General features: G+C 68.1%; 14 protein-coding genes and 3 tRNA genes. 15 read left to right on the top strand and 2 right to left on the bottom strand.

From position 1 onward, the window contains the following. Positions 1–19: 19 nt before the first annotated feature. The 6 genes from ACH4U8_RS06575 (at position 20) to ACH4U8_RS06550 (ending at position 2,548) form a co-directional block, all read left to right on the top strand. A tRNA-Thr gene (locus ACH4U8_RS06575) sits at positions 20–92 on the top strand. Between the two features lie 45 nt (positions 93–137). Then, positions 138–213, top strand: a tRNA-Met gene (locus ACH4U8_RS06570). A gap of 76 nt (positions 214–289) precedes the next feature. Then, complete coding sequence (rpmG, locus tag ACH4U8_RS06565; protein WP_004571794.1) at positions 290–454, top strand: 50S ribosomal protein L33; 165 nt, start codon at positions 290–292, stop codon at positions 452–454. A 115-nt stretch (positions 455–569) separates the two neighbouring features. Further along, positions 570–1,031 (top strand): MaoC family dehydratase N-terminal domain-containing protein, encoded by a 462-nt coding sequence (locus ACH4U8_RS06560; RefSeq protein WP_360308722.1) that lies wholly within the window; start codon positions 570–572, stop codon positions 1,029–1,031. A 2-nt stretch (positions 1,032–1,033) separates the two neighbouring features. Then, the gene (locus ACH4U8_RS06555; protein WP_360308725.1) at positions 1,034–1,462 is read left to right on the top strand and encodes a MaoC family dehydratase; all 429 of its coding nucleotides are present in this window, start codon (positions 1,034–1,036) and stop codon (positions 1,460–1,462) included. A gap of 33 nt (positions 1,463–1,495) precedes the next feature. Beyond that, a complete protein-coding gene (locus tag ACH4U8_RS06550) occupies positions 1,496–2,548 on the top strand; it encodes a UDP-N-acetylmuramate dehydrogenase (protein WP_395775952.1) in 1,053 nt (350 codons plus the stop codon). 24 nt (positions 2,549–2,572) lie between these two features. On the opposite strand, the gene ACH4U8_RS06545 is transcribed toward ACH4U8_RS06550, so the two are convergent. Together ACH4U8_RS06545 and ACH4U8_RS06540 are read right to left on the bottom strand one after the other, a co-directional pair. Continuing rightward, a complete protein-coding gene (locus ACH4U8_RS06545) occupies positions 2,573–3,646 on the bottom strand; it encodes an adenosine deaminase (RefSeq protein ID WP_360308731.1) in 1,074 nt (357 codons plus the stop codon). A 113-nt stretch (positions 3,647–3,759) separates the two neighbouring features. Beyond that, positions 3,760–5,004 carry a pyridoxal phosphate-dependent aminotransferase gene (locus tag ACH4U8_RS06540; protein WP_360308734.1) on the bottom strand — a complete coding sequence of 415 codons (1,245 nt, stop codon included), beginning with the start codon at positions 5,002–5,004 and terminating at the stop codon, positions 3,760–3,762. 205 nt (positions 5,005–5,209) lie between these two features. Between ACH4U8_RS06540 and ACH4U8_RS06535 the strand changes: the two genes are divergently transcribed. The 9 genes from ACH4U8_RS06535 to ACH4U8_RS06495 all read left to right on the top strand — a co-directional run bounded on the left by ACH4U8_RS06535 (position 5,210) and on the right by ACH4U8_RS06495 (position 17,708). After that, a tRNA-Trp gene (locus ACH4U8_RS06535) sits at positions 5,210–5,282 on the top strand. Between the two features lie 35 nt (positions 5,283–5,317). Beyond that, positions 5,318–5,728 carry a preprotein translocase subunit SecE gene (gene secE, locus ACH4U8_RS06530; RefSeq protein ID WP_380017837.1) on the top strand — a complete coding sequence of 137 codons (411 nt, stop codon included), beginning with the start codon at positions 5,318–5,320 and terminating at the stop codon, positions 5,726–5,728. Between the two features lie 67 nt (positions 5,729–5,795). Then, positions 5,796–6,653, top strand: a complete 858-nt coding sequence (nusG, locus tag ACH4U8_RS06525) for a transcription termination/antitermination protein NusG (protein WP_395775951.1) — start codon at positions 5,796–5,798, stop codon at positions 6,651–6,653. A 172-nt stretch (positions 6,654–6,825) separates the two neighbouring features. Continuing rightward, positions 6,826–7,260: a 50S ribosomal protein L11 gene (rplK, locus tag ACH4U8_RS06520; RefSeq protein ID WP_020549250.1), complete on the top strand. Its 435-nt coding sequence runs from the start codon at positions 6,826–6,828 to the stop codon at positions 7,258–7,260. 130 nt (positions 7,261–7,390) lie between these two features. Continuing rightward, on the top strand, positions 7,391–8,107 hold the full coding sequence (rplA, locus tag ACH4U8_RS06515; protein WP_360308740.1) for a 50S ribosomal protein L1: 717 nt from the start codon (positions 7,391–7,393) through the stop codon (positions 8,105–8,107). 397 nt (positions 8,108–8,504) lie between these two features. After that, positions 8,505–9,068: a 50S ribosomal protein L10 gene (rplJ, locus tag ACH4U8_RS06510; protein ID WP_360308743.1), complete on the top strand. Its 564-nt coding sequence runs from the start codon at positions 8,505–8,507 to the stop codon at positions 9,066–9,068. A gap of 93 nt (positions 9,069–9,161) precedes the next feature. Continuing rightward, positions 9,162–9,542: a 50S ribosomal protein L7/L12 gene (gene rplL / locus ACH4U8_RS06505; protein ID WP_360308746.1), complete on the top strand. Its 381-nt coding sequence runs from the start codon at positions 9,162–9,164 to the stop codon at positions 9,540–9,542. Positions 9,543–10,214: 672 nt separating this feature from the next. After that, on the top strand, positions 10,215–13,694 hold the full coding sequence (gene rpoB, locus ACH4U8_RS06500; RefSeq protein ID WP_360308749.1) for a DNA-directed RNA polymerase subunit beta: 3,480 nt from the start codon (positions 10,215–10,217) through the stop codon (positions 13,692–13,694). 138 nt (positions 13,695–13,832) lie between these two features. Continuing rightward, positions 13,833–17,708 carry a DNA-directed RNA polymerase subunit beta' gene (locus tag ACH4U8_RS06495; RefSeq protein WP_360308752.1) on the top strand — a complete coding sequence of 1,292 codons (3,876 nt, stop codon included), beginning with the start codon at positions 13,833–13,835 and terminating at the stop codon, positions 17,706–17,708. Positions 17,709–17,758: the final 50 nt, after the last annotated feature.

Here is a 17,758-nt window from a genome sequence, read left to right as displayed (position 1 = left end):
GTGTATGGTTTTCCTGCTCGCCCCAATAGCTCAGTCGGTAGAGCGTCTCCATGGTAAGGAGAAGGTCTACGGTTCGATTCCGTATTGGGGCTCAGACGATGGGATCCCCGCCTGGAAACAGGCGGGGGCCTCGTTGAGGCGGCGTAGCTCAGACGGTAGAGCAAGCGGCTCATAATCGCTGTGTCACCGGTTCAAGTCCGGTCGCCGCTACCAAGCGAGCCGATTCGGGGGAGACTCCGCATCGGCTGCTTTTGCTGTATTCACCCCTGACCGCAAGGAAGGCACTCCAGTGGCTGCCACCGACGTCCGCCCGAAGATCACGCTGGCCTGCGTGGAGTGCAAGGAGCGGAACTACATCACCAAGAAGAACCGGCGTAACGACCCGGACCGTCTTGAGATGAAGAAGCACTGCCCCCGCTGCAACGCGCACACCGCGCACCGCGAAACCCGCTAGGCGGTTCGCACCACGACACCGACGAGGCCACTCCCCATCAGGGGGGTGGCCTCGTTGTCGTATTCTCCGCAGCGTTGCCCGCACCGGCCCGCCACCCACCAGGGAGAACCGCTACATGCCGCTGGACGCGAAGTTCATCGGGCGGACGTATCCGCCCACCGAGCCGTACGAGGTGGGTCGGGAGAAGATCCGCGAGTTCGCCGCCGCGATCGGCGACCCCGATCCCGCGTACAACGACCCCGAGGCGGCCAAGGCGCTCGGCCACCCGGACGTGATCGCGCCGCCGACCTTCGCGATCGTGGTCACCATGCGCGCCGCGGACCAGGTGGTCTACGACCCCGAGCTGGGCCTGGACTACTCGCGCGTCGTGCACGGCGACCAGAAGTTCACCTACACCCGCCCGGTCCGCGCCGGCGACCGGCTGACCGTGGTGACCACCGTGGACAACATCAAGTCCCTCGCGGGCAACGACATCCTCACCACGCGCGCCGAGGTGACCACCGTGGAGGGCGAGCACATCGTCACCGCGCTCTCGACCCTGGTGGCCCGCGCCGCGGCCGACGACTCGGAGGGCTGACCATGACCGCCAAGATCTCCTTCGACGACGTCGCGGTCGGCACCGAACTGCCCGCCCGCAGTTTCCCGGTCACCCGGGAGACCCTGGTCCGCTACGCGGGCGCCTCGGGCGACTTCAACCCGATCCACTGGAACGGCCGGTTCGCCACCGAGGTCGGCCTGCCGGACGTGATCGCGCACGGCATGTTCACCATGGCAGAGGCCGCGCGGGTGGTCACCGAGTGGCTCGGCGACCCGGGCGCGCTGATCGAGTTCGGCGTGCGCTTCACCAAGCCGGTCGTGGTCGCGGACACCGTCGAGGGCGCGACCATCGAGGTCACCGGCAAGGTCGCGGTGCTCCTGGACGATCGCCGGGCCCGGGTGGACCTGGTGGTCACCGCCGGCGGTGCCAAGGTCCTGGGTGTGCCCAGGGCCGTGGTCCAGCTCGCCTGAGTCCCGCCCCGGTCGGGATGCGAGAATCCAACGGTGCAGCCTGAAACCGACGCGCCTCTCGCCTCCCTGACCACCCTCCGCCTCGGCGGTCCGGCCCGTCGGCTCCACACGGCCACGACCACCGACGCGGTGCCGGCGATCGTTCGTGCCGCCGACGAGCAGGGCATCGCGTTGCTCGTGCTCGGCGGCGGCAGCAACCTGGTCGTCGGCGACGACGGATTCCCGGGGGACGTACTGCGGATCGCCACCACCGGGCTGCACCTGGACGGCACCGACCTGAGCGTCGAGGCCGGCGTGCCGTGGGACGACGTGGTCACCGCCGCCGTCGCCGCGGGCCTGTCCGGCATCGAATGCCTCGCGGGCATCCCGGGCAGTGCCGGCGCGACGCCGGTGCAGAACGTCGGGGCGTACGGCCAGGAGGTCGCCGAGACGATCACCGCGGTCGAGGTCTACGACCGGACCGAGCGCGCCCTGCGCACGTTGACCGCCGCCGAATGCCGCTTCACCTACCGGCACAGCGTCTTCAAGGGCGACGACCGCTTCGTGGTGTTGCGAGTGCGCTTCCGGCTGCGCGACGACGCGGGCCGCTCGGCGCCGATCCGGTACGCCGAACTGGCTCGTACGCTCGGCGTCGAGCCGGGCGAGCAGGTCCCGGTCGAGGCGGCCCGGACGGCGGTGCTGAGCCTGCGGCGCGGCAAGGGCATGGTGCTGGACCCGGCCGACCACGACACCTGGAGCGCGGGCTCGTTCTTCACCAACCCGATCCTCACCCACGACGCCTTCGCCGAGCTGACCGCCCGAACCTCGCGGCACCTGGGCCCCGACGTCACCCCGCCGCGCTACCCCTCCGGCGCCGACCACGTGAAGACCTCCGCGGCCTGGCTGATCGAGCGGGCCGGCTTCACCAAGGGCTACGGACAGGGCCGGGCGCGCATCTCCACCAAGCACACGCTGGCCCTGACCAACCGCGGCGAGGCCAGCACCGAGGACCTGCTCACCCTGGCCCGCGAGGTGCGCGACGGCGTGCACGAGGTGTTCGGCGTGACCCTGATCAACGAACCGGTCCTGATCAACGCCGAGCTCTGACCCGGGGCCGGCCGCGCCCTTCGGTCACCGAGCCGGCGGCCGGGCGGGCAGCAGATCCGCCCGCGCCGCGACACCGGGCGCCGCCAGCCACCCGTCCACCCCGTCCAGCAGCGCGCGCTGTACGTGCGCCGGCGCCACCGAGCCCAGGATCGACTGCCGGGCCAGCTCGGCCAACTCCGCGTCGTCGAAACCGTGATCGTCGCGAGCCGACTCGTACTGCGCGGCCAACCGCGAACCGAACAACAACGGATCGTCGGCGCCCAACGCGATCGGCACCCCCGCGTCGAACAACCTCCGCAGCGGCACATCCGCGGCCTTGTCGTAGACGCCGAGCGCGACGTTGGACGCCGGGCACACCTCGCACACGATCCGCCGCCGCGCGAGCAGCGCCATCAATTCGGGATCCTCCACCACCCGGATCCCGTGCCCGAGCCGGCGCGCGCCCAATATGTCCACGCATTCGCGGATGCTGCGCGGCCCGTCCAACTCGCCGCCGTGCGGGTTCGCGAACAGCCCGGCGTGCCGGGCGATCTCGAAGGCCCGCTCGAACGCGGGCGCCCGCCCCCGCCGCTCGTCGTTGGACAGCCCGAAGCCGACCACACCCCGGTCGGTGTACTGCGCGGCGAGCCGGGCCAGCGTGCGCGCCTCCAACTGGTGCTTGGTGCGATTCGCCGCGATCACCACGGCGATCCCGATCCCGGTCGCCTCCCGGGCGGCCTCCACCGCGTCCAGCACGATCTCGACCGCCGGCGTCAACCCGCCCAGGCGCGGCGCGTACGAGGTCGGATCCACCTGGATCTCCAACCAGCCCGAACCCTCGGACCGGTCGTCCTCCGCCGCCTCGCGGACCAGCCGGTGCATGTCGTCCGGCGTGCGCACACACGAGCGGGCGATGTCGTACAGCCGCTGGAACCGGAACCAGCCCCGCTCGTCGGTGGCCCGCAATCGTGGTGGTCGACCCGAGGTCAGCGAGTCGGGCAGCCGCACTCCGTGCAGATCCGCCAGTTCCAACAGGGTTTGCGACCGCATGGATCCCGTGAAGTGCAGGTGGAGATGAGCCTTCGGGAGGGTGCGGACATCGCGTGCGGGACGATCCATCCACAGATCATGGACCACCGGCCCCTCGCACGTGAGGGGTACTGCGGATGATCCCCTGAAGGAGAGCCGAAACTTCGGCGGCCGGCACGTGAACGACCGCGCTGGCGCCGCGCCTACCGCTTCGCCTCGCCCAGCAGCCGGGCGATCCGCTCGATCCCCTCGACCAGGTCCTCGTCCCCGAGCGCGTAGGACAGCCGCAGATAGCCCTGGGTGCCGAACGCCTCGCCCGGCACCACGGCCACCTCGACCTCGTCCAGGATCAGGGCCGCCAACTCGGCCGAGGTCGCCGGCCGCACCCCCCGGATCTCCTTGCCCAGCACCCCCTTGACCGACGGGTAGACGTAGAACGCGCCCTTGGGCTCGGGGCACCGCACGCCCGGGATCTCGTTCAGCATCCGCACGATCGTGCGCCGGCGCCGGTCGAAGGCGACCTTCATCGTCTCCACCGCGGCCGGATCGCCGGTCAGCGCGGCGAGCGCGGCGGCCTGCGCGACGTTGCACACGTTCGAGGTGGCGTGCGACTGGAAGTTGGTGGCCGCCTTGATCACGTCCTCGGGAGCGATGATCCAACCGACCCGCCAGCCGGTCATCGCATACGTCTTGGCGACCCCGTTGACGATCACGCAGCGGTCCGCGAGCTCGGGCACCAGCACCGGCATCGACACGAATTCGGCGTCGTCGTAGACCAGGTGCTCGTAGATCTCGTCGGTCAACACCCACAGCCCGTGTTCGAGGGCCCAGCGCCCGATCGCCTCGGTCTGCTCCCGCGAGTACACCGCGCCGGTCGGGTTCGACGGCGAGACGAACACCAGCACCTTGGTGCGCTCGGTGCGCGCCGCCTCCAACTGCTCGACGGACACCAGGTAGTCGGTGCCCTCGTCGGCGACCACGGCCACCGGGACCCCGCCCGCGAGCTTGATCGACTCCGGGTAGGTGGTCCAGTACGGCGCCGGCACGAGCACCTCGTCGCCCGGGTCCAGGACGGCCGCGAACGCCTCGTGGATCGCCTGCTTGCCGCCGTTGGTCACCAGGACCCGGGCCGGGTCCACCACCAGGCCCGAGTCACGCAGCGTCTTGGCCACGATCGCGGCCTTCAGCTCGGGCAGCCCGCCGGCCGGCGTGTAGCGGTGGAACCTCGGCTCGCGACAGGCCGCGACCGCCGCCTCCACGATGTGCTCGGGCGTGGGGAAATCCGGCTCGCCCGCGCCGAAGCCGACCACGGGTCGACCGGCGGCCTTGAGCGCCTTGGCCTTGGCGTCGACCGCGAGCGTCGCGGACTCGGCGATGGCACCGACGAGGGCCGAGACCCGGCGCTTGGCGGTGGGCCCGGACGGGGAGCTGGGGGTGGGAGCCGTCATGCCGGCCATGGTCGCATTTCCGCCTCGGCGCGGGCCTGTCGATTTCGCGCCGGCGCGTCGATCCGGCGGACCCGCGCGGCACGGGTTCGACCTGACGCACCGGACCCCGTACACTCGACGCTTGGCGGTCCCAACCTGCATGCTGCCGCGCCCGAAAATGTTGTGTTCTCGGGTCGGTGTCTCCGCTAGGTTGATGACCACGTGAAGGGCACTAGCTCAATTGGCAGAGCACCGGTCTCCAAAACCGGGGGTTGGGGGTTCAAGTCCCTCGTGCCCTGCGATGTGCGAACCGCTGTCGATCCTCGGATCGACCGTGGCTCGTACGCAGTCAGCGCAAACTGTCGGCGCCGACAACCCCGTCGGTGATCACGGTCGGACCGGATCAGGTGAGGACGAGTTGACGGAGGCCCACGGCTCCACGGCTACGCCTGAGCACAGCAGCTCTGATGGCCGCGGCTCCGACGACGAGCCCCCCGGCGGTCGCCGGGCGAACCGCCCGAAGGGTTCTTCGGGCAAGCCGGAGCAGAAGAAGAAGAACCTGTTCGCGCGGGCGGCTCTTTTCTACCGGCAAATCATCGCCGAGCTGCGCAAGGTCGTTTGGCCGACCCGCAACGAGCTGAGCACGTACACCACGGTGGTCATCGTGTTCTGCCTGATGATCATCGGCATCGTCTACGGACTCGACCTCGGCTTCGCGAAGGCCGCGCTCGCCATCTTCGGCTGAGCCTCACCCCTTTTCGCAGCGCGCCTGCAACGACCGTTCGACCCCCAGCCAGGAAGAAGTACCCAACGTGTCTGACCCGAACCTGTCCGCCGACAACTCCGCCGACGAGACGGTGGCCCTGTCGGAGCAGGCGGAGGCCGCAGCTTTCGAGGACGCAGACCTCGAAGACGCGGCCGAGGCCCCGGCCGTCTCCACCGATGACGAAGTGGAAGACACCGAGGCCACCGAGGACGACGACGCCGAGGACGCGGACGACGAGTTCGAGGACGACGACGCCGAAGCCGCCGAGGCCGAGGACGACGACGCCGAGCTCGAGGACGCCCCCGAGGGCGACCCGGTCGAGGACTTCAAGGACGCGCTCCGCCGCGCCCCGGGCGAGTGGTACGTCATCCACTCGTACGCGGGCTACGAGAACCGCGTGAAGGCCAACCTCGAGTCCCGCACCACCTCGCTCAACATGGAGGAGTACATCTTCCAGGTCGAGGTGCCGCAGGAAGAGGTCGTCGAGATCAAGAACGGCCAGCGCAAGACCGTCAAGCGCAACAAGTTCCCCGGCTACGTGCTGGTCCGGATGGACCTGACGAACGAGTCGTGGGGCGCGGTCCGGAACACCCCCGGGGTGACCGGCTTCGTCGGCAACGCGCACGAGCCCTTCCCGCTCACCCTCGACGAGGTCGTCAAGATCCTCGCCCCCGAGGAGGAGAAGGCGGCCGGCGGCGGCAGCGGTGCCAAGAGCACGACCGAGGTCAAGGTGCTCGACTTCGAGGTCGGCGACTCGGTCACCGTCATCGACGGTCCCTTCGCGACGCTGCAGGCGACGATCAACGAGATCAACGCCGACTCGCAGAAGGTCAAGGGTCTGGTGGAGATCTTCGGGCGCGAGACGCCGGTCGAGCTCTCGTTCAGCCAGATCCAGAAGAACTGATACTTCCCCCAGGTGGGACCCCGTTTCGCCGGGGTCGCATCCGGGTGGTGGACAAGGCGCCCTCACAACGGTGGTTATCGTTGAGGGGGCGCCGCACCGCGTGGCGGGCCCGAACACGTCCGCGCTCCGCGTGGTGATCGGGACGTACATCTCGTCGAAGGACCCGGAAAAAATGCCTCCCAAGAAGAAGAAGCTGTCAGCGATCATCAAGCTGCAGATCAAGGCCGGCGCAGCCACGCCGGCCCCGCCGGTCGGTCCCGCTCTGGGCCAGCACGGCGTCAACATCATGGAGTTCTGCAAGGCGTACAACGCGGCGACCGAGTCGCAGCGTGGCGACATCGTCCCGGTGGAGATCTCGGTCTACGAAGACCGTTCCTTCACCTTCGTGACGAAGACGCCGCCGGCCGCGCGCCTGATCCTCAAGGCCGCCGGTGTCGAGAAGGGCTCGGGCGAGCCGCACAAGACCAAGGTCGCCAAGGTCACCCGCGAGCAGATCCGCGGCATCGCGCAGACCAAGATGGCCGACCTGAACGCCAACGACATCGACGCCGCGGAGAAGATCATCTCCGGCACCGCGCGTTCGATGGGCATCACGGTCGAGGGCTGATCGAGCCCCGCAGTCCGGCAGTACCAGAACCGACGCGAGGACGTGCGCGAAAGCCCACGACCTGGCGGAGTGGAAGGGTCCGCGCGACCCGCTCCCACCACAACTCCTTTCGGAATTTCAGGAGCTTTCAGTGAAGCGCAGCAAGTCCTACCGCGAGGCCGACACCAAGGTCGACCACGACCGGCTCTACTCGCCGCTCGAGGCCGTTCGCCTGGCCAAGGAGACCTCGCCCTCCAAGTTCGCCGGCACCGTCGAGGTGGCCATGCGCCTGGGCGTCGACCCGCGCAAGGCCGACCAGATGGTCCGCAGCACCGTCATCCTCCCGCACGGCACCGGCAAGACCGCCCGGGTCCTGGTCTTCGCGACCGGTGACCGTGCCGAGGCTGCCAAGGCCGCCGGCGCCGACATCGTCGGCTCCGACGAGCTGATCGACGAGGTCGCGAAGGGTCGGCTCGACTTCGACGCCGTCGTCGCCACCCCGGACCTGATGGGCAAGGTCGGCCGCCTGGGCCGTGTGCTCGGCCCGCGTGGCCTCATGCCCAACCCGAAGACCGGCACGGTCACGCCCGACGTGGCGAAGGCCGTGAACGAGATCAAGGGCGGCAAGATCGAGTTCCGCGTCGACAAGCACTCGAACCTGCACTTCATCATCGGCAAGACGACGTTCGACGACACCCAGCTCGTCGAGAACTACGCCGCCGCCCTCGAAGAGGTGCTCCGCGCGAAGCCGTCGGCCGCCAAGGGTCGCTACATCAAGAAGGTCGGCGTCTCGACCACGATGGGCCCCGGCATCCAGGTCGACCCGAACCGCGTCCGCAACCTCCTGGTGGAGGAAGAGGCGGTCTGATCCGCCCGCACGCGAACGAGGCCCGGCACACCCCGCGGTGTGCCGGGCCTCGGCACGTTCGCCGTCGGCCCGCCCGCCGCGAACCGATTTGCTCCGAACGAGTGCCATCGCGTACCTTGGCACCGAGCCAAAGACCGTCGGTCGTTGTCGTCGTGCCGTAAGGCAGGGTCGGCAAACGAAGGTTCCGCATCGCGGACGGCCTGCGCAGGTGTGAACGTGAGACGTTGCCCCCGAGACCCGCGGACTCCGCGTGTTTCGAGGATGTACGCCCCGTGCGCCTGCGCCGGGGCGTTTTTGTATGTGGACCCCTTCCGCCCTGCGGACCGGCGTATTCATCCGGCACACGATCGACCGCCACGGTCGATCGGCAATCGCATCGCGGAAGGAGGCCAGCCCTATGGCGAGGCCCGACAAGGCGGCCGCGGTCGCCGAGCTCACGGAGCAGTTCCGTGACTCGAACGCCGCAGTGCTGACCGAGTACCGCGGACTCACCGTCGCGCAGCTCAAGGAGCTGCGTCGTTCGCTCGGTGAGAACGCGCAGTACGCCGTGGTGAAGAACACGCTGACCAAGATCGCCGCCAACCAGGCGGGCATCGCTCAGTTGGACGACCTCTTCGAAGGCCCGTCCGCGATCGCGTTCGTCACGGGTGACCCCGTGGAGGCCGCGAAGAGCCTGCGTGACTTCGCCAAGGCGAACCCCCTTCTCGTCATCAAGGGCGGCGTCCTTGAGGGCAAGGCGCTCAGCGCCGACGAGATCAAGAAGCTCGCGGACCTCGAGTCCCGCGAGGTGCTGCTGTCCAAGCTGGCGGGCGCCATGAAGGGAACCATGGCCAAGGCCGCGGCGACCTTCCAGGCTCCGCTCACGGAGTTCGTCCGCACCGCGGACGCGCTGCGCGCGAAGGTCGAGCAGGGCGGTGCCGGCGAGCCGGCTCCCGCCGCCGAGGCCGAGACCGCCGAGTAGTTCGGCAGTCGCGACCTTGGTCGCCGGGGGCAGCGCCCCCGCCATCCCACACCACCCGGCACCAGCCGAATTGATCAGGAAGGACCGCCGATCATGGCGAAGCTCAGCAACGACGAGCTGCTTGCGTCGTTCAAGGAAATGACCCTCATCGAGCTCTCGGACTTCGTGAAGCTCTTCGAGGAGACCTTCGACGTCAAGGCTGCCGCCCCGGCCGCCGTCGCCGTCGGTGGCCCGGTCGCCGTCGCGGACGCGCCCGAGGAGCAGGACGAGTTCGACGTCATCCTCACGGGTGCCGGCGAGAAGAAGATCCAGGTCATCAAGGAGGTGCGCGCGCTCACGAGCCTCGGTCTGAAGGAGGCCAAGGACCTCGTGGACTCCGCCCCCAAGGCGCTCCTGGAGAAGGTCTCGAAGGAGGCCGCCGAGAAGGCGAAGGCTGCCCTCGAAGGCGCCGGCGCCTCGGTCGAGGTCAAGTAATTCGACGCCGCCCCTTCGGGCGGCATCACCGAAGGCGATCGTCCGTCAGGGCGATCGCCTTCGGGCTTTTCCGGACCGGATCACGGACCGTTCGACGGCGCCGGGCGACCCCCGCGGCGAGCCGCCCAGAGTCGGACATACCTCTCTCGGCCTCGCTCGAAAGGGTGATACTCCCAACACTCTCGGCGTCCGCCGAACCCGCTCGTACCAGGCCCGTCGCGCCTCGCCGAGGGCGCGCGCCAGGGCGCGCGGACCCTCTCGTGAGCCGCCGGATCCGGTCGTTGTCGGACGGGCGGTCTACCGTGTTTTCCAGGCTTCCCGAGGCTCCTCGCGAACCCGGTCGGCCGATGTGACGAGACTCTCGTCGCAGGCCGCAGGATCGGGACCTCCGTCCGGTTTTCCCGGGGCGCGGAAGGGTTCCGTCGGCTCTGAGGGGGAAAGCAACCCCTTGACGAACGGATCGGGGCGCGCAATTCTTCGGACGCACCCCTGAAGCACGGTTGCCGGATGGTTTCTGAATCCGGGTGGTGGACCGGCCCTTCGTAGGGGCTGGACAGCGGTGTGCCTTGTGGCTACACTGACCCTTTGCGCTGCCTATCGACTTCTCCCGGTGTATGAACCCGGGCCGTCTTGTATGCGCATAGTGAGTCCGAGCCCTCGGAAGGACCCCTCTTGGCCGCCTCGCGCACCGCCTCCGCTACCAACCCCGGCGCCGCCACTGCCCCGCTCCGCATCTCCTTCGCCAAGATCAGGGAACCCCTGGAGGTTCCGAACCTTCTCGCGTTGCAGACCGAGAGCTTCGACTGGCTGCTCGGCAACAGTGCGTGGAAGGCACGGGTCGAGGCCGCCCTCGCGGGCGGACAGGATGTGCCCACCAAGTCCGGCCTCGAAGAGATCTTCGAAGAGATCTCTCCGATCGAGGACTTCTCCGGTTCGATGTCCCTGACGTTCCGGGACCACCGGTTCGAGCCTCCGAAGAACTCCATCGAGGAGTGCAAGGAGCGCGACTTCACGTACTCGGCGCCGCTGTTCGTCACGGCCGAGTTCACCAACAACGAGACCGGCGAGATCAAGAGCCAGACGGTCTTCATGGGCGACTTCCCGCTCATGACGAACAAGGGCACCTTCATCATCAACGGCACCGAGCGTGTCGTGGTGTCCCAGCTCGTGCGCTCCCCGGGTGTCTACTTCGACAGCCAGGTCGACAAGACGTCCGACAAGGACATCTTCAGCGCGAAGGTCATCCCCTCGCGTGGTGCCTGGCTGGAGCTGGAGATCGACAAGCGCGACACCGTCGGTGTCCGCATCGACCGCAAGCGCAAGCAGAGCGTCACCGTGCTGCTGAAGGCGCTCGGCTGGACCGACTCCCAGATCCTCGAGGAGTTCGGCCAGTACGAGTCGATGCGGCAGACCCTGGAGAAGGACCACACCCAGGGCCAGGACGACGCGCTGCTGGACATCTACCGCAAGCTGCGTCCGGGGGAGCCGCCGACCCGCGAGGCCGCGCAGACCCTGCTCGAGAACCTCTACTTCAACCCGAAGCGTTACGACCTCGCCAAGGTCGGCCGCTACAAGGTGAACAAGAAGCTCGGGGTCGAGCAGGCGCTGGACGCCGGCGTCATGACCGTCGAAGACGTCATCGCGACCATCAAGTACCTGGTCAAGCTGCACGCCGGCGAAGAGGCCATGGAAGGCGCGTCGGGCCAGGAGATCGTGGTCGAGGTCGACGACATCGACCACTTCGGCAACCGTCGCCTGCGCAACGTCGGCGAGCTCATCCAGAACCAGGTCCGTACCGGCCTGGCCCGGATGGAGCGCGTCGTCCGCGAGCGGATGACCACCCAGGACGTCGAGGCGATCACGCCGCAGACCCTGATCAACATCCGGCCGGTCGTCGCCTCCATCAAGGAGTTCTTCGGCACCAGCCAGTTGTCCCAGTTCATGGACCAGACGAACCCGCTGTCGGGCCTGACCCACAAGCGTCGTCTCTCCGCCCTGGGCCCCGGTGGCCTCTCGCGTGAGCGGGCCGGCTTCGAGGTCCGTGACGTGCACCCCTCGCACTACGGCCGGATGTGCCCGATCGAGACCCCCGAAGGCCCGAACATCGGCCTGATCGGCTCGCTCGCGTCCTACGGTCGGGTCAACGCGTTCGGCTTCGTGGAAACCCCGTACCGCAAGGTGATCGAGGGCCGGGTCACCGACGGCATCGACTACCTGACGGCCGACGAGGAAGACCGCTTCGTCATCGCCCAGGCGAACGCGCCGCTCAAGGAAGACGACGTCTTCGCCGAGGCCCGTGTGCTCGTGCGTCGCCGCGGCGGCGAGATCGACTACATCCCCGGCGACGAAGTCGACTACATGGACGTCTCGCCGCGCCAGATGGTGTCGGTCGCGACCGCGATGATCCCCTTCCTCGAGCACGACGACGCGAACCGCGCGCTCATGGGCTCGAACATGATGCGCCAGGCCGTGCCGCTGCTGAAGGCGGAGTCCCCGCTGGTGGGCACCGGCATGGAGTACCGCGCCGCGGTCGACGCCGCCGACGTGATCACCGCCGAGAAGCCGGGTGTGGTCCAGGACGTCTCGGCCGACTACATCACCGTGATGAACGACGACGCGACGTACACCACGTACCGCGTGCAGAAGTTCATGCGCTCGAACCAGGGCACGTCCTTCAACCAGAAGGTCGTCGTCGACGAGGGCGCGCGGGTCGAGGCCGGCCAGGTGCTGGCCGACGGTCCGTGCACCGAAGAGGGCGAGATGGCCCTCGGCAAGAACCTGCTCGTGGCGTTCATGCCGTGGGAGGGTCACAACTACGAAGACGCGATCATCCTGTCGCAGCGTCTGGTGCAGGACGACGTGCTCTCCTCGATTCACATCGAGGAGCACGAGGTCGACGCCCGGGACACCAAGCTCGGCCCGGAGGAGATCACCCGGGACATCCCGAACGTCTCCGAAGAGGTCCTCGCGGACCTGGACGAGCGCGGCATCATCCGGATCGGCGCCGACGTCGTACCCGGCGACATCCTGGTCGGCAAGGTCACGCCCAAGGGTGAGACCGAGCTGACCCCGGAGGAGCGTCTGCTCCGTGCGATCTTCGGCGAGAAGGCGCGCGAGGTGCGCGACACCTCGCTCAAGGTCCCGCACGGCGAGTCCGGCAAGGTCATCGGCGTGCGCGTCTTCGACCGCGAGGCCGGCGACGAGCTGCCGCCGGGCGTGAACCAGCTGGTCCGCGTCTACGTCGCGCAGAAGCGCAAGATCACCGACGGTGACAAGCTCGCCGGTCGACACGGCAACAAGGGCGTCATCTCGAAGATCCTGCCGGTCGAGGACATGCCGTTCCTGGAGGACGGCACCCCGGTCGACATCATCCTCAACCCGCTCGGTGTCCCGTCCCGCATGAACCCGGGTCAGGTCCTGGAGACGCACCTCGGCTGGATCGCCAAGACCGGCTGGAGCGTCGAGGGCGACGACGAGGACTGGAAGGGTCGCCTCCGGGCGATCGCGGCCGACCAGGGTGCCCCCGGCACCAACGTCGCCACCCCGGTCTTCGACGGTGCGCGCGAGGAGGAGATCACCGGTCTCCTCGACTCGACCAACAAGACCCGCGACGGCGTCCGTCTGATCGACGGCACCGGCAAGGCGAAGATGTACGACGGCCGCTCCGGCGAGCCGTTCCCGCACCCGGTGTCGGTCGGGTACATGTACATCCTCAAGCTGCACCACCTGGTCGACGACAAGCTGCACGCCCGGTCGACCGGTCCCTACTCGATGATCACCCAGCAGCCGCTGGGTGGTAAGGCCCAGTTCGGTGGCCAGCGCTTCGGTGAGATGGAGGTGTGGGCACTCGAGGCATACGGTGCCGCCTACGCGCTCCAGGAGCTGCTGACCATCAAGTCCGACGACGTCCTCGGCCGAGTCAAGGTCTACGAGGCGATCGTCAAGGGCGAGAACATCCCGGAGCCGGGCATCCCCGAGTCCTTCAAGGTGCTCATCAAGGAGATGCAGTCGCTCTGCCTCAACGTGGAGGTCCTCTCCAGCGACGGTATGTCGATCGAGATGCGCGACACCGACGAGGACGTCTTCCGCGCTGCGGAGGAGCTTGGTATCGACCTGTCGCGGCGTGAGCCGAGCAGCGTCGAAGAGGTCTGAGGCTCCCTCCCGGGTCCGGCCGTGAGGCCGGCCCCGGGATTTCGACCCCAGTCCTGATGAAGACACACACTGGTGAGCACGGCACAGCCCCAGCCGTGACCGCCGGGACCAAACCCCGAAAGAGGGATTGACGAAACAGTGCTCGACGTCAACTTCTTCGACGAGCTGCGTATCGGCCTCGCTACCGCAGACGACATCCGCCAGTGGTCGCACGGTGAAGTCAAGAAGCCCGAGACCATCAACTACCGCACCCTGAAGCCGGAAAAGGACGGGCTCTTCTGCGAGAAGATCTTCGGTCCGACCCGGGACTGGGAGTGCTACTGCGGCAAGTACAAGCGCGTCCGCTTCAAGGGCATCATTTGTGAGCGCTGCGGCGTCGAGGTCACTCGCGCCAAGGTGCGTCGTGAGCGCATGGGCCACATCGAGCTCGCCGCGCCCGTCACGCACATCTGGTACTTCAAGGGCGTGCCCAGCCGCCTCGGCTACCTGCTCGACCTCGCCCCGAAGGACCTCGAAAAGGTCATCTACTTCGCGGCGTACATGATCACGTACGTCGACGACGAGCGTCGCCAGCGCGACCTGCCGTCCCTCGACGCCAAGATCTCGGTCGAGCGTCAGCAGATCGAGCAGCGTCGTGACGCCAGCGTCGAAGAGCGCCAGAAGAAGCTCGAGACCGACCTCGCCGAGCTGGAGGCCGAGGGCGCCAAGTCCGACGTCCGCCGCAAGGTGCGCGAAGGTGCCGAGCGTGAGATGAAGCAGCTTCGCGACCGCAACCAGCGCGAGCTCGACCGTCTCGACGACGTCTGGACCCGGTTCAAGAACCTCAAGGTCCAGGACCTCGAAGGCGACGAGATCCTCTTCCGTGAGATGCGTGACCGTTTCGGCACGTACTTCATGGGCGGCATGGGCGCGCAGGCGCTCCAGCGTCGGCTGGAGTCGTTCGACCTCGACGCCGAGGCCGAGAAGCTGCGCGAGATCATCCGCACCGGCAAGGGCCAGAAGAAGACCCGCGCGCTCAAGCGCCTCAAGGTCGTCTCCGCGTTCCAGCAGACCCGGAACAGCCCCAACGGCATGGTCCTGGACTGCGTCCCGGTGATCCCGCCGGACCTGCGTCCGATGGTGCAGCTGGACGGTGGCCGCTTCGCGACCTCCGACCTGAACGACCTGTACCGCCGCGTGATCAACCGCAACAACCGGTTGAAGCGTCTGCTCGACCTCGGTGCCCCCGAGATCATCGTGAACAACGAGAAGCGGATGCTCCAGGAGGCCGTCGACGCGCTGTTCGACAACGGCCGCCGCGGTCGTCCGGTGACCGGCCCGGGCAACCGGCCGCTCAAGTCGCTGTCCGACATGCTCAAGGGCAAGCAGGGTCGTTTCCGTCAGAACCTGCTCGGCAAGCGCGTGGACTACTCCGCGCGTTCGGTCATCGTCGTCGGCCCGCAGCTCAAGCTGCACCAGTGCGGTCTGCCGAAGGCCATGGCGCTCGAGCTGTTCAAGCCGTTCGTGATGAAGCGCCTGGTGGACCTCAACCACGCGCAGAACATCAAGTCGGCCAAGCGCATGGTCGAGCGCGCCCGCCCCGTGGTGTGGGACGTGCTCGAAGAGGTCATCGCCGAGCACCCGGTGCTGCTCAACCGGGCACCGACGCTGCACCGTCTGGGCATCCAGGCGTTCGAGCCGCAGCTCGTCGAGGGCAAGGCCATCCAGATCCACCCGCTCGTGTGCACCGCGTTCAACGCGGACTTCGACGGTGACCAGATGGCCGTTCACCTGCCGCTCTCCGCGGAGGCGCAGGCCGAGGCCCGCATCCTCATGCTGTCCAGCAACAACATCCTGAAGCCGGCCGACGGTCGCCCCGTCACCATGCCGACCCAGGACATGGTGCTCGGGCTGTTCTTCCTGACCTCCGAGCGGGAGATCACCAAGGGCGACGGGCGCGTCTTCGCGTCCACGGCCGAGGCGATCATGGCGTTCGACGCCCGTGAGCTCGACCTGCAGGCGAAGATCGAGCTGCGGCTGCCGGCGGGTACCGTCCCGTCGCGCGGCTGGGTCGCGCCCGAGGGCTGGGAGCCCGGTTCGCCGCTGCGCGTGCGCACCTCGCTCGGTCGCGCGTTGTTCAACGAGCTCCTGCCGGCGGACTACCCGTTCGTCGACGAGGAGATCGGCAAGAAGACGCTGTCGATCATCGTGAACGACCTGGCGGAGCGGTACCCGAAGGTGGTCGTGGCGGCAACGCTGGACAACCTGAAGGAGGCCGGCTTCCACTGGGCCACCCGTTCCGGTGTCACCGTCTCCATCTCCGACGTCGTCGTGCCGCCGGCGAAGAAGGAGATCCTGGAGCGCTTCGAGGCCCAGGCCGAGAAGGTGCAGAAGCAGTACGAGCGTGGCCTGATCACCAAGGACGAGCGTCAGCAGGAGCAGATTCAGATCTGGACCAAGGCGACCAACGAGGTTGCCGAGGCGATGAACCTGAACTTCCCCAAGACGAACCCCATCTTCATGATGGTCGACTCGGGTGCCCGCGGAAACATGATGCAGATGCGTCAGATCGCGGGTATGCGTGGTCTGGTGTCGAACGCCAAGAACGAGACGATTCCCCGTCCCATCAAGGCGTCCTTCCGTGAGGGTCTGTCCGTCCTCGAGTACTTCATCTCGACGCACGGTGCCCGTAAGGGTCTGGCCGACACCGCGCTGCGTACCGCCGACTCGGGTTACCTGACCCGTCGTCTGGTGGACGTGTCGCAGGACGTGATCGTGCGCGAGGAGGACTGCGGCACCGACCGCGGCCTCGTCCTGTCGATCGCCACCCGCGGCGCCGACGGCGTGCTCCGCAAGGACGACGACGTCGAGACCAGCGTGTACGCCCGCAACCTGGCCGAGGACGTCGTCGTCGACGGCAAGGTGCTGGCCCCGGCCAACGCCGACCTCGGCGACGTGATCATCAACCACCTCGTCGCCGAAGGCGTCGAGTCGGTGAAGACGCGTTCGGTCCTGACCTGTGAGTCCAAGGTCGGCACCTGCGCCATGTGCTACGGCCGCTCCCTGGCGACCGGCAAGCTCGTGGACATCGGCGAGGCGGTCGGCATCATCGCCGCCCAGTCGATCGGTGAGCCCGGCACCCAGCTCACGATGCGTACCTTCCACACCGGTGGTGTGGCGGGTGACGACATCACGCAGGGTCTGCCGCGTGTCGTCGAGCTCTTCGAGGCGCGCACCCCCAAGGGTGTCGCCCCGATCAGCGAGGCGGCCGGTCGGGTGCGCATCGAGGACACCGAGAAGACCCGCAAGGTCGTGGTGGTCCCGGACGACGGTTCCGAGGAACTGGCGTACGCGGTCAGCAAGCGCTCGCGCCTGCTGGTCGACGAGGGCGACCACGTCGACGTCGGTCAGAAGATGCTCGTCGGCGCGGTCAACCCGCACGACGTGCTGCGCATCCTCGGCCAGCGTGCCGTGCAGATCCACCTCGTGGCGGAGGTCCAGCAGGTCTACCGCTCGCAGGGTGTGTCGATCCACGACAAGCACATCGAGATCATCATTCGGCAGATGCTCCGCCGCGTGACGATCATCGAGTCGGGCGACGCCGAGCTGCTTCCGGGCGAGCTCGTCGAGCGTGGCCGGTTCGAGACCGAGAACCGTCGGGTGATGTCCGAGAGCGGGCACCCGGCCTCGGGTCGTCCGCAGCTCATGGGCATCACGAAGGCGTCGCTGGCCACCGAGTCGTGGCTGTCGGCGGCCTCCTTCCAGGAGACCACCCGAGTGCTGACCGACGCGGCGATCCACGCCAAGTCGGACCCGCTGCTGGGCCTGAAGGAGAACGTGATCCTCGGCAAGCTCATCCCGGCCGGTACGGGCATGCCCCGCTACCGCAACATCCGGGTCGAGCCCACCGAAGAGGCCAAGGCCGCGATGTACTCGATGTCCGGGTACGACGAGGCGGACTACTCCGCGTTCGGTTCCGGCTCCGGCCAGGCCGTCCCGCTGGAGGAGTACGACTTCGGCGGCTACCAGGGCTGATCAGCCCCCGGTCGACGCACAGGGCCGCCATCCTTCGGGGTGGCGGCCCT

Origin of the sequence: Embleya sp. NPDC020886 (assembly GCF_044333915.1) — a bacterium.
Lineage (GTDB): Bacteria > Actinomycetota > Actinomycetes > Streptomycetales > Streptomycetaceae > Embleya.
This window is presented reverse-complemented; position numbering and strand designations above follow the sequence as displayed.

Coding starts and splice junctions, on each gene's coding strand:
- rplK (WP_020549250.1), top strand. CDS start 6,826: ATGCCTCCCAAGAAGAAGAAGCTGTCAGCGATCATCAAGCTGCAGATC.
- rplL (WP_360308746.1), top strand. CDS start 9,162: ATGGCGAAGCTCAGCAACGACGAGCTGCTTGCGTCGTTCAAGGAAATG.
- rplJ (WP_360308743.1), top strand. CDS start 8,505: ATGGCGAGGCCCGACAAGGCGGCCGCGGTCGCCGAGCTCACGGAGCAG.
- ACH4U8_RS06555 (WP_360308725.1), top strand. CDS start 1,034: ATGACCGCCAAGATCTCCTTCGACGACGTCGCGGTCGGCACCGAACTG.
- ACH4U8_RS06545 (WP_360308731.1), bottom strand. CDS start 3,646: ATGGATCGTCCCGCACGCGATGTCCGCACCCTCCCGAAGGCTCATCTC.
- ACH4U8_RS06560 (WP_360308722.1), top strand. CDS start 570: ATGCCGCTGGACGCGAAGTTCATCGGGCGGACGTATCCGCCCACCGAG.
- ACH4U8_RS06540 (WP_360308734.1), bottom strand. CDS start 5,004: ATGACGGCTCCCACCCCCAGCTCCCCGTCCGGGCCCACCGCCAAGCGC.